Source organism: Ramlibacter lithotrophicus, from assembly GCF_012184415.1.
GTDB classification, from domain to species: domain Bacteria; phylum Pseudomonadota; class Gammaproteobacteria; order Burkholderiales; family Burkholderiaceae_C; genus Ramlibacter; species Ramlibacter lithotrophicus.
Window position 1 is genome coordinate 651,482 of sequence record NZ_VTOX01000001.1, and the last position, 16,387, is coordinate 667,868.

The following is a 16,387-nucleotide window of genomic DNA, read 5'->3' on the forward strand; positions in this document are numbered from 1 at the left end:
CCCCCGCAGTGAGCGCCTCCACGACCGCTCTGCCCGCGCGCGGCCATGTGCACCTGGATGCGGTGGGCGGCGCCGCCGGCGACATGTTCGTGGCCGCCATGCTGGACGCCTTGCCGCAGCTGTGCCAGCGGGTCTTCGAAGACCTGGCGGCCGTGCTGCCGGACCGCATCGGGCGGCCGGAACTGACCGAAGGCCTCAGCGGCGCATTGGCGGTGCGCCGCTTCGGGCTGGCAGGGGCCAGCCCCACGGCGCCTGCCCACCACCACCATCACCACGGGCACGGGCACGACCACGGCCACCATCACGACCACGACCACGACCATCCCGAACCCGCCGGCAGCGAGAGCCGGCACGCGCATGGAACCCGCTTCGTGGACCTTGCGGCGCGCATCGAGGCGGCGCCGCTGCACGCCGGCACCGTTGCCCAGGCCGTGGCCATCCTGCGCCGGCTGGCGCAGGCGGAGAGCCGCATGCACCGGGTGCCGGTCGACGAGGTGCACTTCCATGAAGTCGGCGACTGGGACTCGCTGCTGGACGTGGTCGCGGCCGGCAGCATCGCCGCCGCGCTCGCCGGCTGGACCTGGAGCGTGTCGACGCTGCCGCGCGGGGCGGGGCTGGTGCGCACCCGCCACGGACTCTTGCCGGTGCCCGCGCCTGCGACGACTGAACTCCTGACCGGCTTTTCCTGGCGGGACGACGGCCTGCCGGGCGAACGCGTCACGCCCACCGGCGCCGCCGTACTGGCGCATCTGGTCGCCAACCCCTCGCTGCGGCCGCCGGACGGCCTGCGCCTGATCGCCGGCGGCATGGGCGCCGGCACCCGCGAGCTGGAAGGCATGCCGAACGTGCTGCGCGCACTGGTGTACGCCATCGACGACCAGGCCGGCGTGGACGACGAAGTGATGGTCCTGTCGTTCGACGTCGACGACATGACCGGCGAGGAGATCGGCGTGGCGGCCGACCGGCTGCGAAGTGCCACGGGCGTGCTGGATGTGAGCCTCGGCCTGCGGATCGGCAAGAAGGGGCGGCCGCTGCACGACTTCCGGCTGCTGGTGACACCGGAGCAACTGGAGGCCGTCAGCGAACTGTGCCTGGGCGAGACATCCACGATCGGGCTGCGCTGGCACCGCGTGCAGCGTCGGCGCCTGGCGCGCGAAGGCGATGCCGTGGCGGTGGGCGGCGCCACGTTGCGGCGCAAGCGCGTGCAGCGGCCCGGTGGCGAAACGACCGTCAAGGTGGAAAGCGACGACCTCGCCGGCACCGAAACCCTGGCGGCACGGCGCCGCCTGCAATCGCGCGCCGAAGATGAAGACCGGGAGTCGTCGTGAGTCCGACGCAGTCGCTCGAATCCCTGCTGTGGGTGCTGCGTCCGCACCCGGCGCTCGCCGTGGCCGTCAGCGGCGGTGTCGACAGCATGGTGCTGGCCTACCTGGCCCATCGTTTCAGCACTGCCGACGTCGTCGCGGTACATGCGGTCTCCCCGGCGGTGCCGGCCGCGGCCACCGAGCGGGTGCGGCGCCATGCAACACGCCACGGCTGGACGCTGCGCCTGATCGACGCCGGCGAAATGGCTGACCCCGACTATCTGCGCAATCCGGTGGACCGCTGTTTCCATTGCAAGAAGAACCTGTACGACAGCATGGGCGCCGTCGCGGGCGTGCCCACGGCCTCGGGCACCAACCTGGACGACCTGAGCGACTTCCGGCCCGGCCTGGAGGCGGCGCGCCAGCGTGGCGTGATCCATCCCTACGTGGAAGCCGGCTTGCGCAAGGCCGACATCTATGCGTTGGCGCAGGCCCACGGCCTGGATGACCTCGCCGCCCTGCCCGCGCAGCCGTGCCTGGCCAGCCGGATCGAGACCGGCATCGTGGTCGACGAGGACGCGCTGCGCTTCGTCGAGCAGGCCGAGTTGGGACTGGCGCAGTTGCTGCCCGGCCAGAGCGCACTGCGTTGCCGCATCACGGCCGCGGGGGTGGTGCTGGAGTGCGACAGCGTGCCGGCCGGCGCCGCCCGGCAGGCGCTCGAAGCGTGGGCGGAAAGCTTCTGCGCGCAGGCCGGCCGGCGCTTCGCGGGCGTGCGGCCGTACCGGCGCGGCGCGGCATTCCTGCGGGTGGAGGCATGACCGACTTCATCCTGGATTGGGAGCGCCTGCAGCGCACCGGCATCGCGGAGGCGGTGCTGTGCGACGGCAAGAGCGCGGCGCAGATCGAAGCGATCCTGCGCCACGCGGGCGAGCGTCCCCTGCTGCTGACGCGGTTGGAGACGGCGCTGTTCCACGCCCTGCCCGCCGAAAGCCGCGCTGGGCTCGACCACGATCCGCTGTCGCGCACCGCATTCCACGGCGCGGTGCCGCCGCCGGCGCTGGATGGCGTCTGCGTGGTCTGCGCCGGCACGTCCGACCTGCCGGTGGCGCGCGAAGCGGTGCGCAGCCTGGCGTTCGCCGGCTACCGCGCGCCGCTGGTCGCCGACGTCGGCGTGGCGGGCCTCTGGCGGCTGATGCAGCGCATCGACGAGATCCGCAGCCACCGGGTCGTGATCGCGGTGGCCGGTATGGAAGGCGCGTTGTTCAGCGTGCTGGCCGGCCTGGTGGCGGCACCGCTGATCGCGACGCCGACCTCGGTCGGCTATGGCGTGGCCGCCGGGGGCCGGGCGGCCCTCAGCAGCGCGCTCGCCTCGTGCGCCGCCGGGTTGACCTGCGTGAACATCGACAACGGCTACGGTGCCGCCTGCGCCGCGCTGCGCATCCTGCGTTCGATGGAGGGCAGGGCTGCGTAGGCGCGGCCCGCCGGGCCGGGCATCGGCAACGGAGCACCGCTGGGCGGCCCTCCGCGAAGCGGTCCGCTTGTCAGCGTGACCCGCCGGCCATGCGCAGGATGTCGTCCAGCGCGTTGCCGTCCCCGTTCGCGTCGAGCATGGCGCCGAGTCCGCCCCATGGCCCCGCGGCGCCGGCACCGCCCGCGCCCGCAGTACCCGTACTCCGTCCGCCGAACAGGCCGCCCAGGCTGCCGGCCAGGCCGCCGAGCCCGGGACCCGATCCTGCGGTCTCGAGCGGCTGCCCGCCGCCGGCCTGCCTGGCCATGTAACCGGTGACCAGCATCGCCAGCAGCGGCAGCATCTTGCGCAGCAGGCCGGAGTCGAGCCCCGATCGCGAAGCCGCGCTGTCGGCCACGGTGCGGCTCACGTCCTTGGAGCCGAAGATCTGCCCGAGGACGGCGTTGCCCTGGCTGGGGTCCGTCGGCTGCGGGCTCAGCACCTGGTCGAGCAGGCTGCCGCCGCCAAGTTGTCCGAGCAGGCCGCCCAGGCCCTCCAGCCCCGCCGGCTGGGCCTGCGCCTGCTTCTTCATGCCGCCCATGATCGCCGGCAACAACGCCTCGGCGCCCGAGGCCGCCTGCGCTTCGCTGATGCCGAGGTCCCGCGCGACCGATTGCAGGCCGCCGGCCTGGGCCAGCAGGTCAGTGAGGTTCATGGTCGTTTGGCGTCGACGCCCGGCTTGTCCGGATTCTTCCTGAAAATCCCATATCGCTTCTCCTGTGGATGCGCCCTGCCCGACCGCACGTTCCGCGGGATCGTTTGATGCCCGCCGGGCGGCGCTGTCCGATGGTACGCACGAACGCAGGGCGCCGCGCGACAAACAGGGCAAGGGAATGCGGAAAGTACGTAACAGGATCCGACGGCGGCAAGCTACCAGCCCAACGTGAATCGCAACGCCAGCATGGTCCCGGTCCCGCAGACGATCGTGCCGAACAGGCTGGGCCGCCAGGCATAGAAGGCCAGGCCTGACAGGGCGCCGAAGATGCGGGCGTCGCGCCAGGTGTCGACCAGGTGGCCTTGCGTCATGACCAGTTCCGGGGCGACGACGGCGGCGAGCGCGGCAATCGGCGCATAGCGCAGCCCTTCGCGCAGCCACGCCGGCATCGGCAGGTCCTGTTTCGGCAGCACGAAGAACGCGCGGCAGGCCAGCGTGATCAAGGCCATGCCGATCGTGGTGAGGAAGACTTCGAGCGAGCTCAAGCCTTGGCTCCCGCGCGTTCGGCCAGCACGGCCACGGCCACGGCGGCCGCGATGGCGACGATGATGTTCAGCTTCAGCGGCAGTGCGTAGGCCGCCACCGCCGCGCAGGCTGCGACCACGGCCGCCATCGAGCTCACGGGGCTGCGCAATTGCGTGCAGGTCAGCGCGAGCAGCGCCATCGTTCCGGCGAAGCCGAGGCCCCAGGACGCCGGGATGCCGTGGCCCGCGACGATGCCGGTGATGATCGAGACCTGCCACGCCCCGAAGGTCACCAGCGCGCTGCCGAGGAAGTAGTCCTCCTGCTGCTCGCCCGGACGCGGCTCGCTGAAACGGCGCGCGAACAACACGAAATTGGTGTCGCCCATCAGGAAGCTGAGCGCGATGCGGCGCCGCCGCGGCAGGTGCGCGAAGTAAGGGCGGTAGTGGAAACTGAACGCCATGAACCGCAGGCTGACGCACAAGGTGGTGGCCCACACCACCCACATCGGCGCATCGGCCGCGATCAGCGGCAATGAGGCGATCTGGGCGGAGCCGGCGTAGACGATGACGGACATCAGGATGGCGAGCGGCACGCCCATCTCGCTCTTGGCCATCGCGACGCCGGCGACCAGCCCCCACGCGACGACGCCGATGGCCATCGGCAGTGCCTCGACGGCCCCTTCGCGGAACATGGGCCGGCGCACCAGCGCCAGCGCCTGGGCATGCAACGAACGAACGGAAATCCTCAGCGACACACTTCCCCCTCAGGGGCGGGATTGTCTCGCATGGGGAAGGGACGCCGCGTGCCGGGCCGCCGTGCCGGGGCCCCGGCCTTGCAGGTCGTAACCCGTTCGTCCTACCAGCCGCGGCGCGCCGGACTTCACGCCGGCGTTGCGCCATCGCCACCACGCGGCCCCGGATCAGCCGCGTCTCATACCACTACCCGTAGTGGCTCGCAAGTACTTGCGCCCCCACATATAGTGGCTATGATGCGCTGGCGTCGGACGAGCCCGACCAGACGACAACACATCAAACGCGCGGCCCGGTGTTCCACTGCCCGGCCCGCGAGCGTCAGCAAAAGCCCGTCAGCAAGGCGCCGCAAGAAAGGAAAGAACGAAGTGAAACGCGACGACACCCTCACCCTCCTCGACCCCCAGCCGATCACCCGCGACGTCCTGGCCGAGAAGTACCTGAAGCCCGGGGAAACGGCGGTCGACGAACTGTTCACGCGCGTGGCCACGGCGCTCGCGTCGGTGGAGGAAGAGAGCAAGCGCGCGGAATGGGAGGCGAAATTCCTCGCCAACATGCGCAACGGCGCGATCGGCGCCGGCCGCATCATGAGCGCCGCCGGCACGGCGCTGCAGGCCACGCTCATCAACTGCTTCGTGCAGCCGGTCGGCGACTGCATCCAGGGCGTCGACGCGGACGGCTATCCGGGCATCTACGAGGCCCTGCGCGAGGCGGCCGAGACCATGCGCCGCGGCGGCGGCGTCGGCTACGACTTCTCGCGGATCCGCCCGCGCGGCGCCGAGGTGAAGGCCACGGCGTCCATCGCCTCCGGGCCGTGCAGCTACATCAACGTGTTCGACCACTCCTGCTCCACCGTGGAAAGCGCGGGATCGCGGCGCGGCGCGCAGATGGGCGTGCTGCGCATCGACCACCCCGACGTGATGGAGTTCATCACCGCCAAGCGCACGCCGGGCCGCTGGAACAACTTCAACGTGTCGGTTGCGGTCACCGAGGAGTTCATGCAGGCGCTCGAAGCCGGCGGCCAGTGGGACCTCGTGCACAAGGCGCAGCCGGGTGCCGCGCTGCTGGCACAGGGTGCGCGCCAGCGCGCCGACGGCCTGTGGGTGTATCGCACGGTCGCCGCCGCGGAGCTGTGGGACACGGTGATGAAGTCAGCCTACGACTTCGCCGAGCCCGGCATCCTGTTCCCCGGCACGATCAACCGCGACAACAACCTGCGCTACTGCGAGACGATCGCCGCCACCAATCCGTGCGGCGAGCAGCCGCTGCCCCCGTACGGCTGCTGCGACCTGGGGCCCATCATCCTCACGCGCTTCGTCAAGCACCCGTTCGGCTTCTCGGGCGAACCCCAGTTCGATTTCGAGGCGTTCCAGGCTTCGGTGGCCACCCAGGTGCGGGCGCTCGACAACGTGCTGGACCTCACGTTCTGGCCGCTGCCGCAGCAGAAGGCCGAGTCCGCCTCCAAGCGCCGCATCGGCGTCGGCTTCACCGGCATGGGCGACACGCTGGTGATGCTGCGCCTGCGCTACGACCAGGAGGACGGCCGCGCCATGGCCGCGAAGATCGCCCGCTGCATGCGCGACGCCGCCTACGCGGCCTCGGTCGAGCTGGCGAAGGAAAAAGGACCGTTCCCCGCCTTCAAGGCCGACGGCTACCTGGCCGAAGGCACGTTCGCCAGCCGCCTCGACGAGCCGCTGAAGGCGGCGATCCGCGAGCACGGCATCCGCAACAGCCACCTGCTGTCGATCGCACCGACGGGCACGGTGAGCCTGGCGTTCGCCGACAACGCCTCGAACGGGATCGAGCCGGCGTTCTCCTGGACCTACAGCCGCCGCAAGCGCGAATCCGACGGCAGCAAGAGCGAATACGCGGTGGAGGACCACGCCTACCGTACGTTCCGCGCGCTGGGCGGCGACCCCGCCAAGCTGCCGCCGTACTTCGTGTCGGCCCTGGAGATGAGCGCGTCCGCGCACATCGCCATGATGGAAGCGGTGCAGCCGTTCGTGGACACCTCGATCAGCAAGACGGTGAACATCCCGGCCGACTATCCGTACGAGGACTTCAAGAGCCTGTACCGCGAGGCGTGGCAGGCCGGCCTCAAGGGCCTGGCCACCTACCGGCCCAACGCGATCCTCGGCTCGGTGCTCCACACGGAAGCGCCGGCGGCCGCCAGCGCTTCCGTGCCGGCCGCGGTCATCGATCCCATGTACGACGTGATCGCCAAGCGGCCCAAGGGCGGCCTGCCGGCGGTGGCCGAGAAGATCGAGTACTGGACCCAGGAAGGCAAGCAGAACCTGTACCTGGTGGTCTCGTTCCTGCCGCTGCCCGACGGCCGCGAGCGCGCCATCGAGTTCTTCATGCCGGTGGGCCAGAGCGGCGAGTCGCAGCAGTGGGTGACCTCCAGCATGCGCCTGCTCTCGCTGGCGGCGCGCGGCGGCTTCCTGAACCGGGCGCTGGCCGACATGCGCAAGGTCGCGTGGGACCGCGGACCGGTGCGCCTGGGCATGTACACCAAGGCGGACGGCACCCAGGTGCCGATGTGGCACGACTCGGAAGCGGCGGCGCTCGCCTACGCCTTGCAGAAGATGATCGCCAGCCGTGCCGGCGACCAGCAGGCCGACGCCGCGCTCGCCGAGCAGACGCCCGCCGAAGTTGCCAGCAACACGGTCGCGCCCATGACCGGGCGCAAGTGCCCCGAGTGCGGCGCCTATGCGACCATCCGCAAGGACGGCTGCGACTACTGCACCCATTGCGGCCACGTGGGGTCGTGCGGTTGAGCGCTGGTTGCGGCCGCTGCGCTGCATAAGCGGGCCGGCTCAGGCGTGGGCGCTGTCCTGCACAGTTCGCAGGCACGCTCCGGCAGGGCATCGGCCCGCAGTGCTTCAGCATGGTGGTTTCGCAACCAGTGACACCACCATGTACCTGCCTGACCAGACCACCCGCATCGACAGCACCGGCCTGCGCTACCAGTCCAAGCAGCCGGGCTCCCTGTTCGGCCCGACGGTGGGGACCATGAGCTGCTTCGTCTGCGGCGCGCACCGCTCGCGCAGCTTCCTGCGACCGTTCAAGCTGGCCGCCTCGACGCACTACCGCTGTCGCGCCGGTTGCGGACAGTGACGCCCCGCTGAGCAACGCTGCAGGCGGATTCCGACGCGCGGGCGCGCCGCGCACCGGCAGCGCATGGCGCGCGGCTTTCTAGAGTGGGACGCATTCATTGCCCTGCCCGCTGCCGCCGTGCCCAAGGCGGCCCGGGGCGAGGCGCCAATCCCCCGCCACAGGAAGACCGACCATGGAGCGGCACTTGCTCGACCTCCCCGCAGCGCAGCCAACCAAAGCCCCTGACATGTTCGACCACGACACCGTGGCCGCGGCCCGGTCGCTGCTCGACGACGACTACAGCCCGGCCACTCAGGAGGGGTACATCAGCAGCGGCGACGTCACGCGCCAGGTGGAGCCCGACGTATGGGAGGCGATGCGCGCAATGCGCGCGACCTAGCGGAGTGGCGCGGACGTGGCGCGGACTGGCGCGTCAGTGCCAGACGCCGACGTGGCGCAGGCCCGCGGAAAGCAGCAGGATGCCGAACAGGTAGGCGTAGCGGCTGGAACCCGCATAGCGCTGCTGGCGAAGGCCGAGCCACGCGGCCAGAAAGCTCGCTGCCAGGAGCAGCTTGACCTCGAGCGTCATTTCATCCACGACAGTCTCCTCTCTGAGTGCGCCCAGTCTGGTTCAGGCACGGTCGAGGTCCTGTTCGCAGTTGTAAGAAAGCATGAGCAAGCGTAGTCGCTCACAACTGCCAGTAAACGAAGCGTGGTTTTCGCGCGCCACGTGTGGTTCGCGTGCGACGAACGAACGTTCCGCGCCGGGTCAGCTCGCCGTACCGCGAAGGAACGCCGCGAGCAACTCGTTGACCTCGTCCGCTCGCTCCTGCTGCACCCAGTGGCCGGCGCCCTCGACAAGATGCACGCCGGTCATCCGCGGGCAGGCCTCGCCGACCATCCGCTCCAGCGCCCCCGGCGACTGGTGCGTGCCCCAGTCCCGGGCGCCCGAGACGAACATCGCGGGCACGTCGATCGTGCGGCCCGAAAAAGCGCGCAGCTCGCCGAGGTACCTCGGGTCGGTGCCGACGCGATAGCCCTGCAGGCCGCCCTGGAAGCCGGTGCGGCCGTATTCGTCGGCGAAGACGGCCATCTCCTCTTCGGTCATCCAGGTGCAGCGGGCGATCTGGTCGGCTGAAGGCATCTGCGGCGCCACCGTCTGCGCCATGTCGCGGCCGAGGTCCATGACGTAGTAGGTGGGCAGCTTCGCCATCTCGGTGGCGTCCCATGAACCCAGCGGGAACGGTTCGTTGGCGGGCCAGTCGCCACTCTTGACATGGAAGTACGCGCGCAGGAAATCCTGCACGCCTTGCGGGCAGTGCCACATGTCGGCGTTGGCTTCGCGCGTCGAGTAATACCAGCGGTAGTGCTGGCGCGGGCGCGGCAAGGCGGCCAGCGCGTCCGGCAGCCCGGTCAGCGGCAAGGCGGCCTTGGCCGGCTGGTCGGCGGTGCCTTTCGGCAGGTCGGGTGCGCCCGGGAACGCCGCGCTCATGAGGACCACGGAGCGGAACACGTCCGGCCGCAACAGCGCGCACCAGGCAGCCACCGGCGAGCCGTAGTCATGGCCGATCACGGCGGCCACGCTGTCGTGGCCGAGCGCGTTCACCAGGCCCAGCGTGTCGCTCACCCGGTTGATCAGCGTGTACGGCAGCAGGTCATCGTCGTACGCGACGTCGGTTCCGCTGCTGCGGCCGTAGCCCCGCTGGTCCGGCGCCACGACATGGAAGCCCGCTGCGGCGAGGAACGGCAGCTGCCTGCGCCAGCTGAAGGCCAGCTCCGGAAAGCCATGCAGCAGCAGGACGCAGGGCCGGCCCGGCTGCTCGAAACCCGCTTCGAGCACGTGCATCGTGCAGCCGTTGTTGGTGTCGACCAGGCGCGAGCGCACGCCGGCGGGCAGCACGCTGCGGCCATACAGGACATCGGCATTCATCGGACGGCTCCCCCTGCGCCGCGACGCGGCGTCGATCGCCGGTCGTCATGCGACGCCGGCATCTTACGCGTCGCCTCAGCGCCCGAAGATCCCGCGCAGGATCGTCCCGGGATTCACCTGCACGCCGGGAAACACCTGCACGCCCTGCTCCTGCTGCTGCTCCTGTTGCCCCGCGGCGGTGGCCGGCGGCGGCTCCTCGCCGCGCTGCTGCGACGGCGCGCGCCGCGCGCTGCCGTCGCCCTGCCCCTGCGCCTGGCCCAGCATCGCCATGGTGTGCGCCTTGACGCGCACCCGCACGGCCCACTCGGGCTCCCACACGGCCTTGGGGTCGGCCGGGCGCGGCGGATGCGCGAAGTTGCTTTCGCCGCCGTACGCCATCATCCGCAGCATCGGCGTGGCTTCCTCGCGGGCGCCGGCGGCCGGGGCGAAGATTCCCTTGGGCACGGCGCAGCGCGTCACGTCCGGGCGCAGCAGGACGCGCTCCCTGGTCCACTGCTCGATCGTGCGATTGGGCAGGTAGTCGAACAGGCCCATGCCGGTGTCCGGCGTCTCCGCGCTGGACCACATCACCATGTCGTTGCCGGTGCTGCTCATCGCGTGCAGGTAGTAGGCCCTGGCATGCGGCACCGGCGACCAGCTCAGCGTCATGCTGTCCTGCACCGTCCCCTGCGTCTGCAGCTGGATCGGCTGCATCACGTTCTGCGCGTCGGCCAGCGTGAACTTCATCGAGGCGGGTACTCCCTCGCCGCGCACCTGGTGCTCGCCGACCAGCGAGCCGTCGCGCGGCAGCACCACCGTGTTGCGCTCGTTCGGGTACAGCACGTGCGACGGGCCGATCTTCGCGCCTCGATCGGGCGCATGACGGCCGGCAAACGCCATGCCGAAGTCCGCCGGATTGCCGCGCGCCAGGTCGATCACGCGCGGCTGCCCTGGCCGCACCGTCTCGCCGCAGCCCCAGTAGATCAGGATCCGTCCCTTGGGGCGCTCGACGTCCTGCGGCACTTCGCCCGGCTCGCGTTCCCCGCGCGGCACCGCTTCGCGCCTGACCGGCAGCAGCGGCAGGCTCTCGCCCATGCGCATGCCGGGCGGAATCGCCTGCGCCGCTTCGGCGCCGGGTCGCAGGCTGTTGTGGAAGGCGATGTCGATCACCCGCGGCGGCATCACGTTCATGCCGCGGGCCATGCCGTACGAGTTCGGCGCGCCGCCGCGCGATCCTCCGCCCATCATCCCCGCCAGTGCGCCGCCCATGCCCCCGGGCATGTCCATCTCGGGCATGCCCGCCATGGTGCCGGTGGACAGGTCCAGCCAGAGCTGGGCCTTGGGCGGCTTGACGGCCTGGGCGTGCAGGCCCGCGGCGAACCCGCAGGCCATCAGGAACGTCAGCGCGCCGCGGCGCGGGGCAAGGTCGATGTGCATGGTGGGGATGGAGTGATGAGCCATCCCGAATCCTAGGCACCCGGCGCCCGATATGCAACGCGGCCCGCCGGCCCCGCGCTTCACCCGATTCCGAACAGCTTCTTCAGGCCGCCACCGAGGCGTCCGAGGACGGAGGCGCTGCCCTGCGAGTGTGCCTGTGGCTTCAGCCGCATCGCCTCTTCCTGCACGGCCTTGACCAGCCGATCCTCGGTGCCGGCCGGCGCCGCCTGCACGGCATGGCGCCGCCCCATGCCGGGCGTCCTGCGCAATTCCCGGTGCTTGTGCACCGCCGACGCCAGCATGATCTTCAGGAAGGCCGGCTTCACCGGCTTGGGGATGAACCGGTAGACCTGGCCCTGGTTGATCAGCTTGATGACTGCATCCACATCGCTGTCGGATGCGAGCACCACCGACACGATCTCCGGATGCCGCTGCTTGAGCACCTTGAGCAAGGGCGTGGTGTCCATCCGGCCGACGCGCGTGTCGCTCACCACCACCGACACGCTCTCCGAACCGAGCAGGGCGACGGCCTCGGCCATGGAACTGGCGTGGGTGATGCGCGCTCGCGGCGATGCCGACTGCTTGACGAAGCCGGCCAGTTCGGGATCCTCGTCGAGCACCAGGATGGAGTCGAGGGTGTCGTCGATGGAGTCGGGCGCCGGCTGCGCCGGGGGAGGCGCCGGCACCGGTTGCGTCCTGGCGATGGCGGCCGCCTCGGCCACCGTGGTGCTCAGCTCCTCGTTCGACCAGGGCTTGTTGACGAAGCGGAACACCTCGCCCTCGTTGATCGAACGCAGGATGGCCTGCATGTCCGAGTAGCCGGTGAGCAGGATGCGCATCGCACGCGGGGACAGCTTGCAGGCCTCGCGCAGGAACTCCGACCCGATCATGCCGGGCATGCGCTGGTCGGAGACGATCACGTCGAAGTCGTGCTTGCGCAGCATCTCCAGCGCCGCATGGCCGTCCGGCGCGGTCATCACGTCGAAATCCTTGTGCAGCATCCAGTGCAGCGAGCGCAGGATGTTCGGCTCGTCGTCCACGCAGAGGACCGATCCCTTCTTGACTCTCATGGCGTTTGGTCCTCGGCGGTCAGGCGGCAGCCGGCTCGGGCAGCACGACGGGCAGGAAGACGCTGAACGTCGTTCCTTCTCCCTGCCGGGTGCTGAACTTGATCTCGCCGCCGTGCTCGTCCACGATGCTCTTCACGATCGGCAGGCCCAGGCCGGTGCCTTCGCCCGCCGGCTTGGTCGTGAAGTAGGTCTCGAAGATGCGCGGCTGCACTTCGGCCGGGATGCCGCTGCCGGTGTCGCTGACGTCGATGCGCACCCGCCCGCCTTCGACGAAGCTGCGCACCGTCACCGTTCCATCGCCGGGGATGGCCTGCGCCGCGTTGTTGATCAGGTTCAGGAACACCTGGTTCAGTTGCGACGGGTTGCACTCCACGAGCGGCAGTTCACCGTACTCCTCGACCACCTTGACCCGGTTGGGGATCGCGCTGCGGGCGATGTACGCCACCGTGTGCAGGCCCTTGTTGAGGTCGAACTGGGCGATCTTGGCGCGGTCCAGCCGCGTGAAGTCGCGCAGGTTCTCCACCAGTTCGTGCATCTGGTCGATGCCCTGCAGCGTGTCGCCCAGCATCTGCGCCAGCTCGCCGACGTCGTCGACCCCGTCCTCGGCGATCCGCGCCAGCTTGTCGCGGGTGGCCGCGATGTTCACCGTGACGGTATCGCCCTGGACCTTGCCGGCCGCGCGCGCGAACGCCTGGGCCACCTTCAGGGGCAGCTCGTATCCCTTCAGGGCCTCCTGCACCATGCTGATGTTGCTGCGCGAGAACGCCAGGGGCGTGTTCAGCTGGTGGGCCACGCCGGCCACCATCTGGCCGAGCGAAGCCATCTTCTCGGACTGCGCCAGCTGCTGGTGGTCCTGCTCGCGCTGCCGGGCCTGCTCGACGATGATGCCGTCGGCGCGGCGCACGATGGCGAACAGCGCCACGAACAGCAGCGCCAGCAACCCGCCCACGATGGCCATCGCCTGCAGCGACATGCCTTCCACCGCATCCAGGTTGGTGGCCGCGACCTGCTCCATCTTCGCCTCGTTGGCACGCGCCGCGGCGGCGATCTTGGCCGAGGTCTCCTTGACCTGCGCCAGCATCGGCGTCATGTCGGAATAGACTTCGAACACGCCGACGACGTCGTCGGTCCCGAACGCACGCACCGGCAGGTAGCTCGAAAGCAGGTCGCGGTTCTCGACCACGCCCTCGAAGGCATTGAACTTGTTGCGGCGCGACAGGTCGCTCTTCACGGTTCCCTTCATCGCGCCCTGCCAGCCGCCGTTGGCGCTCTTGTCCTCGCCGATCTGGGCGTGTTCGGACGAATAGGCGGTGATCCCGCGCCGGTCGAACACCTTGATCTTGAAGACGGTGGTCCGCTTCATGGTGTCGAACACCTTCGCGTCCAGCGTCCTGAACTCGGGCAGCGCCTGGATCTTCGCGCCGACTTCGGCAAAACAGGCTTTCTTCTGGACCGGAGCCGCCATCCGGCCGTCCGGGCCGGCCACGTCGGCAATGGCGCGGCAGTGATCCACGGGAAACTGCGCGACCTTGGCGACGAAGGGTCCGAAGTCCTTTTCCCACAGCGTGTTGGCGAACACGCGGGTCAGCGTGATGTTGCCGCCTTCGTGGGTGGCGACCAGGTCGCGCAGCGAGCCCTCTTCCTGCTGCTTCGCGAACGCCGACTGCACCTGCTTGATGAAGCCGATCTCCTCGCGCTGCATGTCGCCGATGAAGGACGCCTGCTGGCGTTCGAAGTACGCCAGCGCGATCGCGACGGCCGCGAACATGCCCACGCTCGCCAGCGTGAAATAGCGAACCAGGCGGAAACGCATGACCCTTTTCTCCAGAAGCTGCCGGTCGGGCCTCGCGCCGGCACGCAACGTGCGGACGGGCCCGGGCCTGCGACGCAAGGGCTGTGCCTGCCCTGTTCGCCCCGAATCGCTTCTGGAGTTACGCAAAACATCCCGTAACAGGGAAAGGGCGGACCTCCTTTCCTGTTTCCGGGAAGCGTGGCCCGGGGGCGACGCGCCGCGTTCAGCGCTTGCCGCTCGCCGCGGTCGGCACCACCCCCGTGACGGAGGCCGCTTCCGCGACCTTGGCCGCCGGCGCCGGGCCGCGCCGCAGCGCCGCCAGTTCGCCCTGGCGCGCGTAGTCGAGCGCCTCGCCGAGCACCCGGGCCGCTTCCTGCGGCGCGTGGAAGCCCATCGAGTTCTCGGCCGCGATGAAGTCCAGCCGCCATTGGGCCTTGCGCTGGAGCTCCAGGGCAGTCGCCAGTTGCTGGTCGGTCGCCCCGTCCTTCTTCGCCGCGACCACCGCATCCATCAGCGCGGTGATCGCCGCGCCGCCGCGCTGCATCAGCTCGAAGTTGCGGGTCTGGATCAGGTCGACGCGGGCCTTGATCTCATCCTCGGAGAGCTTGTGGCAACCCTGGCACGCGCGGCTGATGTTCAACAGCGGGCTGCGCACCCAGTGGTCGGACACCTTGGTGGCGCCGTCGCGGGCATACGGCATGTGGCAGTCGGCGCAGGCGACGCCGCTGCGGGCGTGCACGCCCTGGCTCCACAGCTCGAACTCGGGGTGTTGCGCCTTCAGGATGGGCGCGCCGGTTTCGGCGTGCTTGTAGTCGAGGAAGCGGCCGCCATCGGGCATTCTGGTTTCGTTCCAGAACACCTCGATCTGGTCGACGTTCAGGCCCTTGCCCCAGGGCGCGGTGAGCGGCATCGCCGACGAGCAGTAGTACTCGATGTGGCACTGCGCGCACACGAAGGTGCGCATCTCGCCGCGCGTCGCCTCCACGTTCGGGTCGTACGCCACCTTCCTGCCGGCCGCCCGCCAGCGCTCGATCGACGGCGCGAACGGCGTCGGCGTCTCCGAGGCCGCCAGCTTCTGGATCCCGACCAGGAACGCGGGCCGGGTGACGATCAGCTGCATGGTCTTCGGATCGTGGCAGTCGGGGCAGGACACCGGCTGGCCGTGCCCCATGTCGTGCAGCTTCTTGTTGAGGTCCTTGTACGCGATCTTGTAGGTCTGCTCGAAGCCCTTCATCGCGTCGCCGCCGCCCAGCTCGCGGTACAGCGGCATGATGGACGCGTGGCAATGCAGGCAGGAGCCGGTCTGCGGCTTGGTCTGCCGCTGCGTGTTCTCCTGGTCCTGCAGCATGAACGCGTGCCCGCGCCGGTCGCGGTAGTCGATCGAGAACGCATAGCCGAGGAACATGCGCTTGAGCCACGGATCCTTGTCGATCTTCTGCTGCGGCAGCGCCTCGCTGCCGCCGTGGCCGCCGAACCGGGTGCGGGTGGCCTGCGCCGTGAGCTTGTAGGCGTCGTACTGCTTCGGCCAGTTGACGCCCCACTTCGCCGGGTCGGTGGTGTCGCGCGTCACCTCCACCAGGCGCGTGGTCGTGACCTTTGCCTCCTGCTTGCGCTCGAAGATGTTCACGAGCAACGCCGTGAGCGCCACGGCCACCACCGCCGCGACGGCCAGCGCCGACAGCAGGATGGTGGCCGAGACGCCACGTTGCGTGACAGCAAACCAGGGGAATCGGGCTTTCATGGCAACCTCCGGAATCAGGTACGCGGCCCGCCGAGCCCGGCGCGCTCGCCGTGACCCGCGGACTGGTGGCAGTGCACGCAGCTGGCTTCCTCCGCCGGCCCGCGGGCCATGACGGCGTCCTGCACCAGCTGGCGGTGGCAGGCCAGGCAGTTCTCCTGCACGATGTCGCTGTTGAACGGCTTGATGGCGATCGGCTCGGCGAAGTTCTGCAGGGTGTAGGCCTTGGAGTGGTTCCAGCCGTTGACGGCCTTGGCCACGTATTTCGCGATGAACCCGCGCGGCAGGTGGCAGTCGTTGCACACGGCGACGTGGTGGTGGCCCGCCTTCTGCCACGAGTCGTACTGCGCCTGCATGATGTGGCAGTTGGCGCAGACCTTCGGCTCCGAGCTCATGTACGAAAGTCCCTCGGCGTACACCAGCGTGTAGCCGCCGATGCCGGCCGCGACGCCGACCAGCACGGCCACTGCCAGCAGCAGCCCCGTGCTGCCCGACAACCCGCGCCTTCGCACCGCTTCTGCCGTGACCACGTGCGCTCCTTGGCGCCTGCCCGGCGGTCGGCGACCGGCGGCACAGGCGGGAAACCCCCTCCTTGTTAGGCCACC

The 16,387-nt window shown here is 69.9% G+C and carries 16 protein-coding genes; 6 read left to right on the forward strand and 10 right to left on the reverse strand.

The window, feature by feature from the left end:
- Positions 1 to 8 precede the first annotated feature (8 nt).
- From larC to larB, 3 genes are read left to right on the forward strand one after another with little or no spacing between them, the layout of a single operon-like run.
- Positions 9 to 1,328 carry a nickel pincer cofactor biosynthesis protein LarC gene (larC, locus tag RAMLITH_RS03105; RefSeq protein ID WP_202883226.1) on the forward strand — a complete coding sequence of 440 codons (1,320 nt, stop codon included), beginning with the start codon at positions 9 to 11 and terminating at the stop codon, positions 1,326 to 1,328.
- Positions 1,325 to 2,122, forward strand: coding sequence for an ATP-dependent sacrificial sulfur transferase LarE (larE, locus tag RAMLITH_RS03110; protein WP_202883227.1), 798 nt, complete (start codon positions 1,325 to 1,327; stop codon positions 2,120 to 2,122). Before larC ends, larE begins: the two co-directional genes overlap by 4 nt.
- Positions 2,119 to 2,775, forward strand: a complete 657-nt coding sequence (larB, locus tag RAMLITH_RS03115) for a nickel pincer cofactor biosynthesis protein LarB (protein WP_168105851.1) — start codon at positions 2,119 to 2,121, stop codon at positions 2,773 to 2,775. The genes larE and larB overlap by 4 nt, the downstream gene beginning before the upstream one ends.
- A 70-nt stretch (positions 2,776 to 2,845) precedes the next feature.
- Here larB and RAMLITH_RS03120 read toward each other — a convergent pair whose 3' ends face one another.
- From RAMLITH_RS03120 to RAMLITH_RS25645, 3 genes are all read right to left on the reverse strand, one after another.
- Positions 2,846 to 3,466 (reverse strand): DUF937 domain-containing protein, encoded by a 621-nt coding sequence (locus RAMLITH_RS03120; RefSeq protein ID WP_168105852.1) that lies wholly within the window; start codon positions 3,464 to 3,466, stop codon positions 2,846 to 2,848.
- 215 nt (positions 3,467 to 3,681) lie between these two features.
- Positions 3,682 to 4,011: an AzlD domain-containing protein gene (locus tag RAMLITH_RS25640; protein ID WP_238343983.1), complete on the reverse strand. Its 330-nt coding sequence runs from the start codon at positions 4,009 to 4,011 to the stop codon at positions 3,682 to 3,684.
- A complete protein-coding gene (locus RAMLITH_RS25645; RefSeq protein ID WP_337786095.1) occupies positions 4,008 to 4,745 on the reverse strand; it encodes an AzlC family ABC transporter permease in 738 nt (245 codons plus the stop codon). Before RAMLITH_RS25645 ends, RAMLITH_RS25640 begins: the two co-directional genes overlap by 4 nt.
- A 234-nt stretch (positions 4,746 to 4,979) precedes the next feature.
- Between RAMLITH_RS25645 and RAMLITH_RS03130 the strand changes: the two genes are divergently transcribed.
- The 3 genes from RAMLITH_RS03130 to RAMLITH_RS03140 all read left to right on the forward strand — a co-directional run bounded on the left by RAMLITH_RS03130 (position 4,980) and on the right by RAMLITH_RS03140 (position 8,236).
- On the forward strand, positions 4,980 to 7,517 hold the full coding sequence (locus RAMLITH_RS03130) for an adenosylcobalamin-dependent ribonucleoside-diphosphate reductase (RefSeq protein ID WP_168105853.1): 2,538 nt from the start codon (positions 4,980 to 4,982) through the stop codon (positions 7,515 to 7,517).
- A gap of 139 nt (positions 7,518 to 7,656) precedes the next feature.
- Positions 7,657 to 7,857, forward strand: a complete 201-nt coding sequence (locus RAMLITH_RS03135; protein ID WP_168105854.1) for a hypothetical protein — start codon at positions 7,657 to 7,659, stop codon at positions 7,855 to 7,857.
- Between the two features lie 184 nt (positions 7,858 to 8,041).
- Positions 8,042 to 8,236 carry a hypothetical protein gene (locus tag RAMLITH_RS03140; protein ID WP_168105855.1) on the forward strand — a complete coding sequence of 65 codons (195 nt, stop codon included), beginning with the start codon at positions 8,042 to 8,044 and terminating at the stop codon, positions 8,234 to 8,236.
- 33 nt (positions 8,237 to 8,269) lie between these two features.
- Here the strand turns inward: RAMLITH_RS03140 and RAMLITH_RS03145 are convergent, their stop codons facing one another.
- From RAMLITH_RS03145 to nrfH, 7 genes are all read right to left on the reverse strand, one after another.
- Positions 8,270 to 8,434: a hypothetical protein gene (locus RAMLITH_RS03145; protein ID WP_168105856.1), complete on the reverse strand. Its 165-nt coding sequence runs from the start codon at positions 8,432 to 8,434 to the stop codon at positions 8,270 to 8,272.
- 171 nt (positions 8,435 to 8,605) lie between these two features.
- On the reverse strand, positions 8,606 to 9,709 hold the full coding sequence (locus tag RAMLITH_RS03150) for an alpha/beta hydrolase (protein WP_202883239.1): 1,104 nt from the start codon (positions 9,707 to 9,709) through the stop codon (positions 8,606 to 8,608).
- A 132-nt stretch (positions 9,710 to 9,841) separates the two neighbouring features.
- Entirely contained in the window at positions 9,842 to 11,182 is a 1,341-nt protein-coding gene (locus RAMLITH_RS03155; protein WP_181017738.1) for a sarcosine oxidase subunit delta, read from the reverse strand.
- An 80-nt stretch (positions 11,183 to 11,262) separates the two neighbouring features.
- Positions 11,263 to 12,252 carry a response regulator gene (locus RAMLITH_RS03160; RefSeq protein ID WP_168105858.1) on the reverse strand — a complete coding sequence of 330 codons (990 nt, stop codon included), beginning with the start codon at positions 12,250 to 12,252 and terminating at the stop codon, positions 11,263 to 11,265.
- A gap of 19 nt (positions 12,253 to 12,271) precedes the next feature.
- Positions 12,272 to 14,065, reverse strand: coding sequence for a sensor histidine kinase (locus tag RAMLITH_RS03165; protein WP_168105859.1), 1,794 nt, complete (start codon positions 14,063 to 14,065; stop codon positions 12,272 to 12,274).
- A gap of 202 nt (positions 14,066 to 14,267) precedes the next feature.
- Positions 14,268 to 15,785: an ammonia-forming cytochrome c nitrite reductase subunit c552 gene (locus RAMLITH_RS03170; RefSeq protein ID WP_168105860.1), complete on the reverse strand. Its 1,518-nt coding sequence runs from the start codon at positions 15,783 to 15,785 to the stop codon at positions 14,268 to 14,270.
- Positions 15,786 to 15,799: 14 nt separating this feature from the next.
- Entirely contained in the window at positions 15,800 to 16,312 is a 513-nt protein-coding gene (gene nrfH / locus RAMLITH_RS03175) for a cytochrome c nitrite reductase small subunit (RefSeq protein WP_202883228.1), read from the reverse strand.
- Positions 16,313 to 16,387 lie beyond the last annotated feature (75 nt).